Genomic DNA, 15,673 nt, shown 5'->3' on the forward strand with positions numbered 1-15,673 from the left:
ATGGAGCGGCGTTATGTCAGATGAATTTTTACTCTCCCTCCGCCACAGTCTGCACCATTTGTACGACGTGGCGCGCACCCTTTCCTGGCTGCACTTTCTCCCCCTGACCATTCTTTCGGTAGTGATTTTTCTGCTGCCCGGATGCGGGGACAACCAGGGTAATACGACTGATCCTGTGCGAACGGTGCGCTACGTTGTTGTTGGCTCAGCGCAAACCCTTCCCGCGCTGGAAAGAACCGGAGAGATCCATGCGCACGATGAAACGATTCTGAGCTTTCGTACCGGCGGCCGGATAGTGACGCGTAGCGTCGATATTGGCGATCGGGTCAATGCAGGGCAACTGCTGGCCACGCTTGAAAATACAACCAGTCAGAATCAGCTCGATGGCGCACAGGCTGATTATGAAGGAGCCAAAGCCTCTGCTCAGGTTGCTGCACTTAACGTCAACCGAATGCAAAAGCTTATGCCAACAGGCGCGATTGCCCGCACGCAACTCGATACCGCCCGCGCAGACTGGCTTGTCGCCCGCGCGCGCTTAAAAAACAGCGAGTCCGCGTTGCGTAATGCCCGGGAAAGCCTTGGCTGGACGCGTCTGATTGCGCCGCAAAGCGGCGTGATCACCGAAGTAAGCGCCTCTGCGGGTCAGGTGGTCAATGGTGGTCAGTCGGTGTTGACGCTGGCGACCGGTGAAGCCCGCGATGTGGTGTTTGATATCGCTAAACCCGAGGCGATCCCGCCACAGGAACAGGCTGGCTTGCGAGTTTCCCTCCTCAGCGACCCGTCGGTGCAAGCGTCCGCCGCGGTAAGAGATATTAGCCCGCAGGCCGATCCTCAGACCCGCACATGGCGCGTCAGGGCTACCCTGCAAAACCCACCGCTGGCAATGGCGCTGGGCGCCAGCGTCACCGTCACGTTACCCGCAACGGGTCCGCATGGATACGCCCTTCCCGCCTCAGCGCTGAGCCGCGTCGACGACAAACCGGCGGTTTATGTGATTAACCCACAGTCGCAGGCACAGCTTCGCGTGGTGGTGCCAGCATACTATACCGCCACCGCGGTCATTATCTCCGGCGGCCTTGAACCAGGCGACCGGGTGATTACCGCCGGCGTGAGTAAATTACGCTCCGGCGAGCCGGTGATTGCCGGGGAGTGCGAATCATGAAACCCGTATTGCATGAGAAATTTAACCTCTCCTCCTGGGCGCTAAATCATCAGCAGATGGTCAGTTTCTTCATGCTGCTGATCATTGCTATGGGCGCGTTCTGTTATGAGAACCTGCCACGTAACGAAGATCCGGCGTTTACGATTAAAACGGCCGTTGTTTCTGCGCAATGGCCCGGGGCATCCGTAACGGATACCACCCGACTGCTGACCGATACGCTGGAAAAAAAGCTGCAGGAAACCCCCTGGCTTGATTATCTCGAAAGTGAGACCCGCGCCGGGAGCTCCGTTATTCATGTCAATCTTCGTGACGATACCCCGCCGCAAAAGGTGCCGGATATCTGGTATCAGGTACGTAAGAAAATGCAGGATATTGCCCCCTCTTTGCCAGAAGGCGTTCAGGGCCCCGCCGTCGACGACGAGTTTGATGACACGTACGGTACGATCTATGGCTTTATACCTGAGGGCTATACCCTGCGGGAGGTCCGGGACCGTGTTGAGACAATCCGCCGGGAACTCATGTCGTTACCGGATATCGGAAAAACCAGCCTGCTGGGTGAGCAGCAGGAACAGATAGTTCTCTCTTTTTCTCCAGCGCGTCTGGCAGGTATGGGGTTGAACATCCAGCAGGTAGCGGATGCCCTCAGAGCACAAAATGCGGTTGTCCCGGCAGGTATGATCCGCACCGGACAGGAAAATATGGCGATAAAGGTCAGCGGGGAACTGACTTCTGAAGCGAGCTTACGTGCCGTCACGCTGCATATTAACGATCGTTACCTTCCTCTGACGGATATTGCCACCGTTAGTCGGGAAAACGCCGAGCCTCCCCAGCCGGTTTACCGGGTCAACGGCAAACCCGCCATCGGGCTGGCTATCTCGATGGCGCCGACCGGTAATATGCTGCGTTTCGGCGCCGCGCTGAATGCAAAAATGCAGGCCATCAGCGTCACGCTGCCGCACGGTATTGAGATGGTCAAGGTTGCCGATCAATCAGCGGTGGTCAGCGACGCCGTAAGCGGGTTTATCCGGGTGCTTATCGAAGCCGTGGCGATCGTCCTGGCCGTTTCGTTTGTCTCTCTGGGTTTACGAGCCGGACTGGTAGTGGCTGCGGCCATCCCACTGGTTCTGGCCATGACCTTTACGGGAATGATGCTGGCAGGAATAGGTCTGCAGCGTATTTCTCTCGGCGCATTGATTATCGCGCTGGGTCTGCTGGTCGATGACGCCATGATCACCGTGGAAACCATGGTCTCTGGTCTGGAAGCCGGGGATTCCCGCCGGCAGGCGGCGACCCGGGCTTTTAAAACGACCGCATTTCCGATGCTGACGGGCACCCTTGTGATGATTGCCGGGTTTATTCCCGTGGGATTTGCTGCGTCCAGCGCCGGTGAATATTGCTTTTCCCTGTTTGCCGTGGTGCTCATCGCCCTGCTGTGCTCATGGGTTGTCGCGATCCTGTTTTCACCGTTAACCGGGACGTGGCTGTTATCTGACAACATCAGACAGAAGGCGAAAGGTCCTGGACGGATGGCCCGCGGATACCAGTGGCTACTGCGCAAGGCGTTGCGTCACCGCTTCGCCACCGTGTGTCTTGCTCTCATTGCGCTTGGTCTGTCCGTTTACGGAACAACCTTTATGCAGGGGGAGTTTTTTCCCGCCTCCGACAGGCCAGAATTGCTGGTAAGCCTGACGCTACCGGCAAATGCCTCGCAGTCGGAAACGCAAAATACGGCTGAAAAGCTGGAGAAGGCCCTGGCAGGCAACCGCAACGTTGAGCGCTTTTCGACATACGTTGGGTCGGGAGCGATCCGTTTTTACCTGCCTATGGATGTGCTTCTGGCAAATGAAAATATCGCCCAGATGGTGGTGGTGGCTAAAGATCTTAAAGCGCGGGATCGTCTTCATCGGCAGTTAAACAGGATACTGGCTACGCGCTTTAGCGACATCATCACGCGCGTATCGCCCCTGGAACTTGGGCCTCCCGTCGGCTGGCCAGTCAAATACCGGGTGAGTGGGCCAGATTATCTGAAGGTCAGGTCGATCGCGAACCGCCTGAGCGATGTCATTGGCCGGTCCCCCTCCTCTCGCGAGGTTAATCAGACGGCAGGCGAACCGGAGAGAGTCATTACCCTCAAGGTCAATCAGACCGCAGCCCGGGCTGCGGGCGTGTCGTCAGAAAGTCTGGCCCGGATGCTCAATACCGTCTGGTCCGGCAGTATAGTCACGTCGGTTCGCGATAATGACCGCCTTGTCGATGTGGTGCTCCGGGCCAGGGACAATGAGCGTCTTAACCTTGCCACCTTCTCTTCGCTGACTATTCAGGGGAATGACGGTAAACAAATCCCCCTCAGCGCCTTTGCCACGCCAGTCTGGGGCGTGGATGATCCGGTTATCTGGCGTCGACAGCGTTTGCCTTTCATTACCGTGCAAACTGACCTCGCCCCGGGACTTCGCGCCGAAGCAGTATCCGCAGCGTTGCGACCTGCGGTAGACAGGTTGCGCGCGGAACTGCCTGAAGGCTACAGCATTGAAGAAGGGGGCGCGGTTGCTGAGTCTGAAAAAGGTAATAGTTCGGTCTATGCGATTCTGCCGGTGACACTGGTCATCATGCTCTTGCTGTTGATGCTCCAGTTGCGCAACTATTCCCGTATGGCGTTGGCTATACTGATGGCCCCGTTTGGTTTACCGGGTATCGTGCTGGCTATGTTACCTGGCGGAACACCAATGGGATTTGTCGCTCTGCTTGGCGTGATTGCGCTCGCTGGCATGATCATTCGTAACGCCGTCATACTGATTAGCGAGGTTGACAGCAACCTTGCTCAGGGAATGGCAAGCGATGCCGCTATTATTGCGGCCGCAGAGCATCGTGCGCGCCCCATCTGCCTGACTGCCTGTGCCGCCATTCTGGGAATGATCCCCATCTCTCATCAGGTATTCTGGGGACCGATGGCCTATGCGATTATCGGGGGACTACTGGTTGCCACGCTGGTTACACTGACCGTTTTACCGGCATCGTTTAGCCTGTTGTTACACCTGAGAATGACGTCCTCAGGCGAGTTTACTGCTTCTTCGGCAGCAGAGAGCGAGGAGAAATGCCGAAGGCTTTGCGGAAGGCATGGCTGAAATGAGAGAAATCAGAGAAGCCGAAATCCAGCGCCGCCTGGGACACGCTACTGACTCGTCCGCGTTCGATAGCCTCTCGGCTCGCCTGCAGCCTCTCCTGCCAAATCACTGCCATCGGCGTTTTTTTATGGCGGGCGAAAGCACGCGTGACGGTGCGAACGGAAACGTGGTGCGCCCGTGCCAGGCTTTCGATGTTCAAATCGGGATCGACAAGTTGCCGCCGGATGTAGTTCATCATCCGGGAATACAGATCGCGCTCAACACCAACGTTGTTCAGGTCCTGTAGCTCCAGGCTCAGTACCAGTAGATCCAGCAACGTCTGGGAGAAGCGGCCGGAGATATCCGCTGTGTTCAGACAGGCGGGCATCGCTGCCGCCTGACGCAGCATTTCGCGCAATGGGATCACGCCCGGGCGGCGGTCGTCGAGCACCATCGCGGTGAGGTGTTCGACCCCAGGTAAATGACAGCTCAGCAAATGGCGGGGGATCCGCACCAGATGATTATCGCGCCCGCCAAGACTGAAGCGGAATGTCTGGGCGGCATCGTAGAGCACCAGACTGTCCGCTGCCAGCGTCGCCTTGCGTCCCCCCTGTTCAAGCTGACCGTATCCATCCTGCATATACCCCAACCACAGATCGTCGTCGGGGCCCTGGCGCAAATAACGTGCCGTGCGATCCCAGCTGTGTAGCGGCGCGGACAGTGAACACATATCCACCAGACCCACTCCACGTACCGTCAGCCGTGCATCAAAGTCGACCCCAGCCAGAGGGGCGCTGGCGGCTGGAATACAGTGGCGTAACACTACGTCGTTCCAGTACTCGAAGCGGCGCGACTCGGTAACGCCAACGGTTGAATAGTGGAGACTGCCCGCAGACTGCATGCTATTCATCATCATTCACCTCGCGCCGGGTATTCCGCCAAAACGACAGAAACGTTTCCGCAGACAGCAACTATCATGCCAACGAGCTAATACACCCTCTTTCAGTTACGCCGATCGGCGCTAAGTTACCGGGAACTATCACTGAAAATCCGCGCCCCCCCTTTTCTGCTGGCATATAGGGCGTCGAATAGCGGAACGACAAAACGTGGAACCGCACCCTAAACGTGCGGCGTCTGCACTATGGCGGACCATCACACGACGAGGGGCAGGCCCGCAACCGAATGTCCCTTCCAGCCAAACGACTGTCCTGCTGAAGCAAGTACGCCGCAAATTTCTCCCTAGTATCAGTAAGCGTAAGGTCTTCCGGCCACACCGTGCTCCGGACATAACACGACATCAGACAAGAGGGGGAACGTCATGACTTTCAGTAACGCTACGTTTCGCACCAGCCTGGCCGCCTGCACACTGTGGCTGGCAACCGGCCCGGCCCATGCGGTCGATCTCAATTCGCAGGACCTCATTCCCGCCCCCGCCGGCACCGATGCCGTTCTGGGATATTTCACCTACGCGACGAGAGATAGCTTCACCCCCACCGGGGGCGGTGAACTTAAGCAAGAGACCGGGCTCGACTCCTTCGTCAGCATCTTTCGTTACGTTCACTACATGGACGTCGGTGGCTTTACGGTTGCGCCGCAAGTGCTGCTGCCTTACGGACGCCTTTACAATGGCTCACTAAACGGCGTTCGACTTGATTCAGCCAGCGGCCTGGGCGATCCCATCCTTGCCGCGCCGGTCTGGCTGGTCAACAACCCCAGCACAACCTTTGCCATTGTGCCTTACCTGTACCTCCCCGCGGGCTCCTACGACGCCGGACGCACGCTAAACGTCGGTGAAAATCGCTGGAAGTTCGACCTTCAGCTCGGCGGCGTGCAGCAGCTGGGTAACGGTTTCGCCACCCAACTTTCCACGGACGTGATGTGGTATGGCGTCAACGACGACGCCTCGGGCATCGGCACCGGTCGACTCAAGCAGGACAACACCTATCAGTTTCAGGGCTGGGTGACCTGGACGCCGCCCGTCGATAAGAGCTGGACCCTGGCCGCCGGTTATTCCCAATACTGGGGCGGCAAACAGCAGCTTGACGGTATCGAGAACGGACAGGCGACGCGCGTCGATCAGGTCAGGCTGGAATTATCGAAATTCGTCACCCCCACGGTGCAGGTACAGGGTCTGCTCCAGCGCGACCTCAACGTCGATGGCGGTTTTAAGGAAGATCTACATACCACCCTGCGCGTGATGAAACTGTTCTGATGCGAATCGGCACAGAGACATCCCCAGACTCACTACTCACCCGCAACGGAGAAATCCATCATGACCGATCAGCAGCAAAAACCCACACTTTATGAACGTCTCGGTGGTTATGACGCCGTTTACGCTTTCGCAGGAGAAGTGTTGAAGACCTGTATGAAGCATCCCGATATCGGCCATATCTGGGCGCACGTATCCGAATCGTCGTTCCAGAAAGAGCATATCAACTTTGTCGATTTTCTGTGCAAGCACTGGGGCGGCAACACGGTCTACCGGGGACGAGATATGGTGACCGCACACCGCGGAATGGGGCTGACCGAAGTGCACTGGAAAGCCGTATTCGAGGCTATTGATGAATGCTACGAGAACTTCAACGTTCCGCAGGATATCCGTGAAGAGGTTACCGCATTCCTGACCCAGTTCAAACCCGCCGTCATCGGCAGCCCTTCATACCGGGATGTGGTACTCGCGCACCCTGACATGGACGTCACCAAAGGGATGAAAAGCGTCGGCATTCACTGGCCGAAAACAGATAAACCGTCTTAACCGAGGAAGGACATCCGCGCAACAGGCGGGTGTCCGTCTCAGCCAAATGACTGACCTGCACAACCATGTAGTGATGACATTTCGGGCTTATGTTGAAGGCAGGTTGCATTGGCAAACACCATATAAAGGGAACTCCATGGCTATTGAACGTCCTACCATTGAACAGCTGCAAGCGCTCGCCAGTCGGCTAAACATACGATTGACGCCTGCACAAGCCGAAGAATATCTGGCGCTGATGCAGGCCAATTTCGACGCCTATGATCTCATCGACGCCCTGCCCGACGAGATCCCCGCGGTGCACTACCCACGCGCCGCCGGCTATCGTCCTGAAGGCGACGAAAACCCGCTTAATGCCTGGTATTACAAGACCGAGGTGACAGGTGCAGCAACCGGTAAACTGGCCGGCCGCACCGTGGTGCTCAAGGACAACATCGCGCTGGCTGGCGTACCAATGATGAACGGCGCCTCGACGCTGGAAGGTTTCGTCCCCCTCTACGACGCCACCGTTGCCACCCGACTGCTGGATGCCGGCGCGACTATTCTCGGCAAAGCCACCTGCGAGCACTTCTGCTTGTCGGGAGGCAGCCATACCGCCGATCCGGAGCCCGTGCATAACCCGTTGCGCCGCGGCTACTCGGCCGGTGGCTCATCTTCTGGCAGCGCCGCTTTGGTCGCTTCCGGGGAAGTCGATTTGGCCATGGGGGGCGATCAAGGGGGCTCTGCGCGTATTCCCGCCGCATGGTGTGGCCTCTATGGCCTGAAACCGACCCACGGTCTGGTGCCTTATACCGGCATCATGCCGATCGAAGCCACTTTCGACCATACCGGGCCGATGACCCGCAGCGTAAAAGACAATGCCTTAGTCCTTGAGGTCATTGCCGGCGCGGACGGATTGGACCCACGTCAGTATGCTCCCAAAGTGGAAGCCTATACCGAGGCGCTCGGTAAGGGAGTCCGTGGCTTAAAGATCGGCATTATGGCCGAAGGTTTTCAGTTGCCGAACCTGGATGCGCGAGTCGCGGAGAAAGTTCGCGCTGCCGTCGCCCGTCTGCAGGAATTGGGCGCGACGGTCGGCGAGATTTCGGTACCGGAGCATAGCCTGGCGGGGGCGCTCTGGTCCCCTATCGGCTGCGAGGGGCTGACCGCGCAGATGATGCATGGCAACGGCATGGGCTTTAACTGGAAAGGACAATATGACGTAGCGCTGCTGGACAAGCACGCCCAGTGGCGTGACAACGCCGATGCGCTTTCCCCATCGCTGAAGATATGCATGTTCGTCGGCCAGTACGGGCTGGAACGCTACCATGGCCGCTACTATGCCAAGGCGCAGAATATCGCGCGTCGCGCGCGTGCGGGCTATGACCGGGCGCTGGCGGACTTCGACCTGCTGGTGATGCCCACTGTACCACTTGTCGCTCAGCCATTACCGGAACCTGACTGCTCCATTACCGAATACATCTCCCGCGCATTTGAAATGATCGGCAATACCGCGCCGCAGGATATTACCGGCCATCCGGCAATGACTCTCCCTTGTGGGCTGGTCGACGGCTTACCGGTAGGAATGATGTTGGTAGGACGCCACTTCGCCGAAAGCACCCTTTATCAGGCCGCCGCCGCATTTGAAGCTTCCGGCGACTGGCGGATGTTTTAACCCTTAACCATCGGGAACCATAAAATGAGCCATCAACACGACCACGACCATACTGAACCGCCGGCGGACATCGAGCTACGCGTCCGGGCGCTGGAATCCCTGCTACAGGAGAAAGGACTGATTGACCCGGCGGCACTGGATGAACTGATTGACACTTATGAGCACAAGGTCGGCCCCCGTAACGGCGCGCAGGTGGTCGCTAAAGCGTGGAGTGATCCGGAGTATAAACGTCGGCTGCTGGCGGACGCCACAGCCGCCATCGCCGAGCTGGGTTTCTCCGGCGTGCAGGGTGAAGACATGCAGGTAGTGGAGAACACGCCGGACGTGCACAACGTGACCGTCTGTACATTATGTTCCTGCTACCCCTGGCCGGTGCTGGGTCTGCCACCGGTGTGGTACAAATCGGCCCCCTATCGTTCGCGTATCGTTATCGACCCGCGCGGCGTTCTGGCCGAATTCGGGGTAAACATTCCAGAAAGTAAAGAGGTGCGCGTCTGGGACAGCAGCGCGGAACTGCGCTATCTGGTCCTGCCAGAACGTCCGGCGGGTACCGACGGCTGGAGCGAAGCGCAGCTGATCGAACTGGTCACCCGCGATTCCATGATCGGCACCGGCCTGGTCGCCGCGCCATAATAAGAGGAGAAAACCATGAACGGGATACATGATCTGGGCGGTATGCACGGCCTCGGGCCGATCCTCAACGAGGAAAATGAGCCGTATTTCCATCATGAATGGGAGCGCCGGGTATTTCCGCTGTTCGCCTCGCTGTTCGTCGGCGGACATTTCAATGTGGATGAATTCCGCCACGCCATTGAACGCATGGATCCAGCCCACTACCTGGAGGCGAGCTACTACGAGCACTGGTTGCACGCATTTGAAACGCTGCTGCTGGAAAAAGGGGTGATCACCGCCGATGAACTCTGGGGTGGCTCGACTCCTGCCCCCTGCGCGCCGGGCACGCCGGTGCTGACGCAGGACATCGTGGCGATGGTTGTCAGTACCGGCGCCTCCGCGCGCGTCAGTCACGATATTGCTCCCCGCTTTAAGGCCGGAGACCGGGTTCGGGCAAAAAACATCAACCCAACCACCCACACCCGCCTGCCGCGTTACGTGCGCGGGAAAATCGGCCGTATTGAGACCGATCATGGCGTGTTCATCACGCCGGACACCGCGGCGCACGGTCTGGGCGAACATCCTCAGCACGTCTACAGCGTCAGCTTCACCGCGCTGGAACTGTGGGGCACGCCGCGCCCGGACAACGTGTACATCGATCTGTGGGACGACTATCTGGAGGAAGCATGAGCATTGCGACACAGCATGATTACGCCGCCGTCGGGTTACCCCGCGACGAGGAGGGGCCGGTTTTTGATAAGCCCTGGCAGGCGAAAGCCTTCTCCCTGATCGTCCATCTGCACCGGGCGGGGCTGTTCCCGTGGGCAGAATGGGTACGGACGTTCAGCGAAGCGATCAAGGCGGCTCCGGCGCAACCCGGCGAAAGTGTGAACGATGCCTACTATCGCCAGTGGGCGACAGCAATGGAGAACATGATCACCGCCCTCCACCTGACCGCACCGGATGACATTGGCCGACGGACCCAGGAATGGCGACTGGCGTATATCAACACGCCGCATGGTCAGCCGATCGTCCTGGCCAATGCCAGCTGTCCGCCGGCGCATAACCACCACTCGCTTCCACTCGGCGTTCCGGTCACGGTGAGCCCGGCACAATCTTCCATCAGCCAAATTAACAACGGAGTCACATCATGAGCGATATCACCCTTACCACCAACACCCCGGCCACTCCGATACCAGTCGCGGCGCTGTTGCCCTGGGCACTGTTTACCACCCTGCTGGCACTGTTAGCGATCTATTTCGTCGGTGCGGAACAAGGTGCGACGTCGATGTTTTCCGGCACCCAGGTGCATGAATTCTTCCACGACGCACGCCATCTACTGGGTTTTCCCTGCCACTAAGGAGGCGGACATGATTGGGAAACTATTATTCAAAGGGATGATAGCGGGCATTCTGGCTGGACTGGTGGCATTTGCTTTTGCACACCATTTCGGCGAGCCGCAGGTCGATCGCGCTATCGGGATTGAAGAAAGTCTGGCCGCTCATTCACACCAACACAGCGCGTCGGCTGACGGCGGTGAAGAAGAGGTGTTTAGCCGTCAAACCCAGTCCGGGATCGGGCTAATGGCCGGCATGGTGCTGTTCGGCGCAGCGCTGGGCGGCGGTCTGGCGCTGAGTTGGGCCTTTAGCTATCAGCGCTTCGGACCATCGAACCCGCGTCTGTTAGCGTTAGGCCTGGCGCTGGTCGGCTTTCTGGTCATGAGCCTGATGCCTGGTCTGAAATATCCACCTAATCCGCCCGCGGTCGGTAACCCGGAGACCATCGGCTATCGTACCGAACTGTACTTCGTCATGATGTTGCTTTCCATCGGCATCGTCATCGCGGCCGCGTGGTTATCACATCAGCTAATACCGCGCCTCGGTAGAGGGAATGCGATGATGTGGGCAACGCTGTTCGCGGTGGCGCTGATGCTCGTGGTTTGTGCCCTGATGCCGACAGTGAACGAAGTGCCCGAACACTTCCCGGCGGACCTGCTATGGCGTTTCCGTATCAGCTCCTTCGGCACGCACCTGGTGCTCTGGAGCGTCATCGGTGTGGCGTTCGGTGCCTTAGCCGAACGCACGCCGGCGACAGGTGTGCAGCGCCCAGCCTTCCGCCGCGGTTAACACATCATGAGAGCGTCGCTAACGTTGATTTGTCAGGGAGAAACGGCAGCGTCCCGAGGTTCACATTTCCCCTGTGATGACCCTCTGGAGGCGCGGGAATGGCAGCGGGCGCGTCAGTTACAAAGCCGTGTCGCCCGTTGTCACCGCGTCTGGATCTCCCCGGAGACCGCCGCCCGACAAACTGCCGCAGCGCTCTCTTTACAGGGTACCCCGGTGATGGAGCTGGCGGAACCCGACTACGGCATCTGGGCCGGTCGGCCAGTACGTGAGGTGATGACGCAAGACGCCGACGCTTTCCTGGCCTGGCTGGAGGGCGATCCGCCGCCGGGCGGAGAGTCACGTGCTCAGTTGCTGGCGCGCTGTGGCCGTTGGCTGGCAAAACACGTCGATATTCCAGGCCGACACGGTGTAATTGCGTCTGCCTCCACTATCCGTGCCATGATCCTCAACGTTCTCGGCGCCCCACTTCACTCATTTGCACGTATCGACGTTCACCCGCTCAGCATCACCGAGTTGCGCAGTGACGGACGGCGCTGGAATTTTTGTTTATTAAGAGATGACATAAAGGGCGAATGTTCGACGCTGTCCCGCTGAAGCCGTCAGCCAGTAAGCGCCTTTGGCCATTGATGGATCCCTCCACTGGTCTTGCATCGCTAAACCCAATGCCATAGAACCGCTCAGCGCGCTTCACGCCCCGTCCTGCGTAAAAAAGTAAATCTCCCTGACCATGTTTATTTATACTCAGAAAACATGTCATTAAGAAAGGAAGCTACGCGTTGAAATGGGTAACCTGGTTAAAACGTATCGTGTTGTCCCTGCTGCTGTTGATCGTTGGCGCTCTGGGACTACGCCTTTATGACATTCAGCGCGGACCCGAGCTGCAGCTCTGGCATACCTGGGTTCCGCATGAGATGGACGCGGATGAAATCGACAATGCTGACTGGAACGATTACATCAACAAAGAGAATGCGCTCTTCAGTGAGGTAAAACGCCAGGTTACCGATAAGCTGGACGCTGAGCAGCAAACCGAACTGAATCGTTACTATAGTCACAGCCCCATCTATCCGGACTCGTTTCCAACCAACTGGAATCGGTCATATATCATGATGCCGGATGGCAAACCGAAAGGCGCCGTGGTGTTGCTGCATGGTCTGACAGATACCCCCTACAGCCTGCGGCATATCGCTGAAAATTACCGGCAACAGGGGTATGTCGCCATCGGTATCAGATTACCGGGCCATGGGACGGTTCCCGCCGGGCTGACCGATGTGGACTGGCAGGACTGGCTTGCCGCCACGCGCCTTGCGGTGAGAGAAGCGAAACGACTGACGGGTAATGATGTGCCCCTGCATATCGTCGGATTTTCCAACGGCGGCGCGCTGGCAATGAAATATTCGCTGGACGCGCTGGATAATGCCGAACTGGCAAAACCACAGCGGGTGATCCTGATTTCTCCGATGATCGGTATTACCAGCTTCGCGCGTTTTTCCGGCCTCGCTGGCTGGCCCGCGTTTCTTCCCGCCTTCTCGAAAGCCGCATGGTTAAACATCATGCCCGAGTTTAATCCGTTCAAATATAACTCCTTCCCGACGAACGCCGCCCGGCAGTCCTTCCTGCTGACCAAAGCGCTGCAAAAGCAGATAGTGACTGACTCGAGAAATCACAGACTTAACAGCTTACCGCCGGTATTGACCTTTCAGTCCGTTGTGGATTCAACGGTCAGTACGCGGGCGATCGTGACGGCGCTGTATAACCGTTTGCCGGAAAATGGCAGTGAAATTGTCCTCTTCGATTTGAATCATGCCGTCAGGTTTAATTCATTATTACGCCGGACGTCTTACACCGCGCTGGCGCGGTTGCTGCCCGCGCCGCCACGCGCTTATCAGACCACGATCATCACTAACGCGAATTCAGCCAGTACCGATATGGAAATCCGCACAACACCTGCCGGGAAAACAGACACCACAGTGGAAAAGCTGCAGGGAATGCGCTACCTGCCGGACGTATACTCCCTTTCTCATGTCGCGCTCCCCTTCCCGTTAAGCGATTCGCTGTACGGGCGCTATCCCCATCCGCTGAATCAATATGGGATCAGCCTCGGCACGTTTGCTGCTCGCGGCGAGCGTTCGGTGCTGGTTGTGGGTCTGGACTCGCTGATGCGTCAGTCTTCCAATCCGTTCTTTCCCTATATGATCAAGCGCATTGACGAAGGGATCGACACTCGCCCGGCTCTCTCCGGGAAATAACTCTTCTCTGGATAAGTGGCCACCACGGCCACTTTTTCCTGAGGATGCGGTACTACGCTTTCGCCGACGTCGACAGCCACTGATATACCGCTGACAAATCCTCTCCGGCATATCCCGCGTCCGCCGCCTGCTGCCACAGTTCGGCAATGTTATCCAGCCCCGGCATGGTGTGCGGCTCGGCCAGGGATAGCGCCAGCCGGGCATCTTTCAGCGCATGCGCCAGTTGCATCTGCGGCGCGAATTGCTCGCTGGCGATGGCGTCCAGTTTGACTTTGACATACGGTGCGGCCAGCGGGCCGCCTTCCAGAGCGCTCCAGAGCTGGTCGGGGGTAAAGCCCAGCGTCTTCGCCAGCCGGGCGCTTTCCGCGATGCCCTGCATCATCGAAATCAGCCAGGCATTGAGGACCAGCTTCATTTTCTGGCTGTTGCCGGCCTCGCCAAACCACTGCGTCCCGCGGGAGATAGCCGCAAACACCTGTTCGGCAGCGGCACACTTTTCACGATCTCCGCTGGCGAGCACCAGGATCTGCGCCTTCTCCGCCGGGGCTTTGGTCCCTGAAACCGGGGCATCGACGAAGGTCATCGCCGGCTGAAGCGCCCGCAGCAAGGCGATAGACTCCTGCGTCTCCGGCAGGCCAATGGTGCCCATCTGACAATAGATCGCCTGCGGCTGACAGGCAGGCGCTATTTGCGCCAGTACCTCGAGGGTAGCCTGACCGTCGGCGAGCATACTGATGATCACCTCGGCATCAGCGACCGCCTGCTGCGGCGTGGTATGCAGGGATAATCCCTGCGCCTGTAAATCTTCGCCGCGTGCTGGCGAACGGTTCCAGCCTGCGACGGTAAAGCCTTTCTTCAGCAGATTGCTGGCAAAAGCATGTCCCATGGCGCCGAGTCCCAGCACCGCGACCTTTGGTAATGTACTCATCTTGTCTGTCCTGATTCGCGTGTTAATAAATGTCGGACGTCTACTATCGCATCTCTGACACGGATGTCAGTAGCAATAACCGCCATAAAAAGTGACGCTGTCACTCATGGTCTCACGGCTGTCGGAGCCACGCCAGCAAACGGCGCATCGCTGGCGTCAGCCGGGCATCATCCTGATAACACAGACACAGGCGGCGCTGTGCCCAGCGATCCTGCAGCGCGATGACGGCAAACCGGTAGCGCTGCTGGTAGCGTTCGGCAATGACGCGGGGCAGGATCGCCCCGCCGGCGCCGTGAGCCACCATCTCGCAAAGCCCTTCAAAATGGCTCATCCGGACCCGGACGTTTAGCGCCTGGCCGAGCCCGGCGGCATGTTGTTCAATATGCTGCTGCAGTGCGCTGGTCTGGTAGAGGGCGACCAGCGGCTCGTTGATGACCGCCGCAAACGCCACTTCATTCGCGCCGGCCAGAGGGTGAGTCGGCGGCACAATCAGCACCAGGGGATCATCGGCGACGGGATCCAGATGCAGCGGCCCTGGGTCGACCGCATCGGACACCACTCCAGCCTGCGCCACACCCGCCAGAATGCTGCTGACGATATCCGCGCTGGTGCGCTCTTCGGTGTCGATCTGCACCGCCGGATGCGCTGCCATCCAGGCGGCGAGCTTGCCCGGCAGAAAAGCCGACATCGCCGAGGTGTTGGCGAACAGCCGCAGCGTCCCCTGCTGACCGCGGGCGAAGGCGCTCATCGCCTGGCGCAGACGCTGCTGCTGCGCAAGAAGCGGGCGTGCATGGCGCGCCAGTACCTCCCCGGCCTCAGTCAGCGTCACGCCGCGAGCATGACGCTGCAACAGGGGAACACCGACCTCTGCCTCCAGCTTGCGCACTCTTTCGCTGGCGGAGGCCAGGGCGAGATGGGCCATGGCGGCCCCACCGGTAATACTGCCGCTATCCACGATGGCGATAAACAGTCGCAGATCGGCCAGATCCATCCGCATCACACCCTCCCCACCCTTCGGTTTTCCCGTAGTCTTAGGGCAACATACCGCATTGTGGCTTTAGCGACCAGTGGTTTCAATGTCCCTTTCTATCC

15 protein-coding genes are annotated in these 15,673 nt (G+C 58.6%); 12 read left to right on the forward strand and 3 right to left on the reverse strand.

What is annotated here, in order from left to right:
- Positions 1–13: 13 nt before the first annotated feature.
- Together AC3EMD_RS13060 and AC3EMD_RS13065 are read left to right on the forward strand one after the other, a co-directional pair.
- Positions 14–1,162 (forward strand): efflux RND transporter periplasmic adaptor subunit, encoded by a 1,149-nt coding sequence (locus tag AC3EMD_RS13060; RefSeq protein ID WP_302074154.1) that lies wholly within the window; start codon positions 14–16, stop codon positions 1,160–1,162.
- Positions 1,159–4,284 (forward strand): efflux RND transporter permease subunit, encoded by a 3,126-nt coding sequence (locus tag AC3EMD_RS13065; RefSeq protein ID WP_262266662.1) that lies wholly within the window; start codon positions 1,159–1,161, stop codon positions 4,282–4,284. Before AC3EMD_RS13060 ends, AC3EMD_RS13065 begins: the two co-directional genes overlap by 4 nt.
- Here the strand turns inward: AC3EMD_RS13065 and AC3EMD_RS13070 are convergent.
- On the reverse strand, positions 4,220–5,173 hold the full coding sequence (locus tag AC3EMD_RS13070; RefSeq protein ID WP_032730996.1) for a helix-turn-helix domain-containing protein: 954 nt from the start codon (positions 5,171–5,173) through the stop codon (positions 4,220–4,222). The genes AC3EMD_RS13065 and AC3EMD_RS13070 overlap by 65 nt on opposite strands.
- Positions 5,174–5,581: 408 nt before the next feature.
- Here AC3EMD_RS13070 and AC3EMD_RS13075 point away from each other — a divergent pair, with 408 nt between their 5' ends.
- The 10 genes from AC3EMD_RS13075 (at position 5,582) to AC3EMD_RS13120 (ending at position 13,653) form a co-directional block, all read left to right on the forward strand.
- Positions 5,582–6,475 carry a transporter gene (locus tag AC3EMD_RS13075; RefSeq protein WP_302074155.1) on the forward strand — a complete coding sequence of 298 codons (894 nt, stop codon included), beginning with the start codon at positions 5,582–5,584 and terminating at the stop codon, positions 6,473–6,475.
- Between the two features lie 60 nt (positions 6,476–6,535).
- On the forward strand, positions 6,536–7,018 hold the full coding sequence (locus tag AC3EMD_RS13080) for a group I truncated hemoglobin (protein WP_008804888.1): 483 nt from the start codon (positions 6,536–6,538) through the stop codon (positions 7,016–7,018).
- A 136-nt stretch (positions 7,019–7,154) separates the two neighbouring features.
- Positions 7,155–8,669 (forward strand): amidase, encoded by a 1,515-nt coding sequence (locus AC3EMD_RS13085; RefSeq protein ID WP_072045538.1) that lies wholly within the window; start codon positions 7,155–7,157, stop codon positions 8,667–8,669.
- A gap of 24 nt (positions 8,670–8,693) precedes the next feature.
- Positions 8,694–9,302 carry a nitrile hydratase subunit alpha gene (gene nthA / locus AC3EMD_RS13090; RefSeq protein WP_008804890.1) on the forward strand — a complete coding sequence of 203 codons (609 nt, stop codon included), beginning with the start codon at positions 8,694–8,696 and terminating at the stop codon, positions 9,300–9,302.
- Positions 9,303–9,317: 15 nt separating this feature from the next.
- Positions 9,318–9,971, forward strand: a complete 654-nt coding sequence (gene nthB, locus AC3EMD_RS13095; protein ID WP_012541728.1) for a nitrile hydratase subunit beta — start codon at positions 9,318–9,320, stop codon at positions 9,969–9,971.
- Positions 9,968–10,435, forward strand: coding sequence for a nitrile hydratase accessory protein (locus tag AC3EMD_RS13100; RefSeq protein ID WP_023322614.1), 468 nt, complete (start codon positions 9,968–9,970; stop codon positions 10,433–10,435). Before nthB ends, AC3EMD_RS13100 begins: the two co-directional genes overlap by 4 nt.
- Positions 10,432–10,641 carry a CbtB domain-containing protein gene (locus AC3EMD_RS13105; RefSeq protein WP_008804893.1) on the forward strand — a complete coding sequence of 70 codons (210 nt, stop codon included), beginning with the start codon at positions 10,432–10,434 and terminating at the stop codon, positions 10,639–10,641. The genes AC3EMD_RS13100 and AC3EMD_RS13105 overlap by 4 nt, the downstream gene beginning before the upstream one ends.
- 10 nt (positions 10,642–10,651) lie before the next feature.
- The gene (locus AC3EMD_RS13110; protein WP_016161021.1) at positions 10,652–11,407 is read left to right on the forward strand and encodes a CbtA family protein; all 756 of its coding nucleotides are present in this window, start codon (positions 10,652–10,654) and stop codon (positions 11,405–11,407) included.
- A gap of 6 nt (positions 11,408–11,413) precedes the next feature.
- On the forward strand, positions 11,414–12,001 hold the full coding sequence (locus AC3EMD_RS13115; protein ID WP_023340136.1) for a histidine phosphatase family protein: 588 nt from the start codon (positions 11,414–11,416) through the stop codon (positions 11,999–12,001).
- Positions 12,002–12,183: 182 nt separating this feature from the next.
- On the forward strand, positions 12,184–13,653 hold the full coding sequence (locus AC3EMD_RS13120; RefSeq protein ID WP_012968232.1) for an alpha/beta hydrolase: 1,470 nt from the start codon (positions 12,184–12,186) through the stop codon (positions 13,651–13,653).
- Between the two features lie 52 nt (positions 13,654–13,705).
- On the opposite strand, the gene AC3EMD_RS13125 is transcribed toward AC3EMD_RS13120, so the two are convergent.
- Both AC3EMD_RS13125 and AC3EMD_RS13130 read right to left on the reverse strand, forming a co-directional pair.
- On the reverse strand, positions 13,706–14,581 hold the full coding sequence (locus AC3EMD_RS13125; RefSeq protein WP_302074156.1) for an NAD(P)-dependent oxidoreductase: 876 nt from the start codon (positions 14,579–14,581) through the stop codon (positions 13,706–13,708).
- Positions 14,582–14,693: 112 nt separating this feature from the next.
- Positions 14,694–15,578: a LysR family transcriptional regulator gene (locus tag AC3EMD_RS13130; protein WP_012541733.1), complete on the reverse strand. Its 885-nt coding sequence runs from the start codon at positions 15,576–15,578 to the stop codon at positions 14,694–14,696.
- Between the last annotated feature and the right edge of the window lie 95 nt (positions 15,579–15,673).

This window comes from Klebsiella sp. PK18 (genome assembly GCF_057784655.1).

What these genes read in the sequence shown, in the direction of transcription:
- AC3EMD_RS13060 (WP_302074154.1), top strand. Translation starts at nt 14, where the DNA reads ATGTCAGATGAATTTTTACTCTCCCTCCGCCACAGTCTGCACCATTTG.
- AC3EMD_RS13065 (WP_262266662.1), top strand. Translation starts at nt 1,159, where the DNA reads ATGAAACCCGTATTGCATGAGAAATTTAACCTCTCCTCCTGGGCGCTA.
- AC3EMD_RS13070 (WP_032730996.1), bottom strand. Translation starts at nt 5,173, where the DNA reads ATGAATAGCATGCAGTCTGCGGGCAGTCTCCACTATTCAACCGTTGGC.
- AC3EMD_RS13075 (WP_302074155.1), top strand. Translation starts at nt 5,582, where the DNA reads ATGACTTTCAGTAACGCTACGTTTCGCACCAGCCTGGCCGCCTGCACA.
- AC3EMD_RS13080 (WP_008804888.1), top strand. Translation starts at nt 6,536, where the DNA reads ATGACCGATCAGCAGCAAAAACCCACACTTTATGAACGTCTCGGTGGT.
- AC3EMD_RS13085 (WP_072045538.1), top strand. Translation starts at nt 7,155, where the DNA reads ATGGCTATTGAACGTCCTACCATTGAACAGCTGCAAGCGCTCGCCAGT.
- nthA (WP_008804890.1), top strand. Translation starts at nt 8,694, where the DNA reads ATGAGCCATCAACACGACCACGACCATACTGAACCGCCGGCGGACATC.
- nthB (WP_012541728.1), top strand. Translation starts at nt 9,318, where the DNA reads ATGAACGGGATACATGATCTGGGCGGTATGCACGGCCTCGGGCCGATC.
- AC3EMD_RS13100 (WP_023322614.1), top strand. Translation starts at nt 9,968, where the DNA reads ATGAGCATTGCGACACAGCATGATTACGCCGCCGTCGGGTTACCCCGC.
- AC3EMD_RS13105 (WP_008804893.1), top strand. Translation starts at nt 10,432, where the DNA reads ATGAGCGATATCACCCTTACCACCAACACCCCGGCCACTCCGATACCA.
- AC3EMD_RS13110 (WP_016161021.1), top strand. Translation starts at nt 10,652, where the DNA reads ATGATTGGGAAACTATTATTCAAAGGGATGATAGCGGGCATTCTGGCT.
- AC3EMD_RS13115 (WP_023340136.1), top strand. Translation starts at nt 11,414, where the DNA reads ATGAGAGCGTCGCTAACGTTGATTTGTCAGGGAGAAACGGCAGCGTCC.
- AC3EMD_RS13125 (WP_302074156.1), bottom strand. Translation starts at nt 14,581, where the DNA reads ATGAGTACATTACCAAAGGTCGCGGTGCTGGGACTCGGCGCCATGGGA.
- AC3EMD_RS13130 (WP_012541733.1), bottom strand. Translation starts at nt 15,578, where the DNA reads ATGCGGATGGATCTGGCCGATCTGCGACTGTTTATCGCCATCGTGGAT.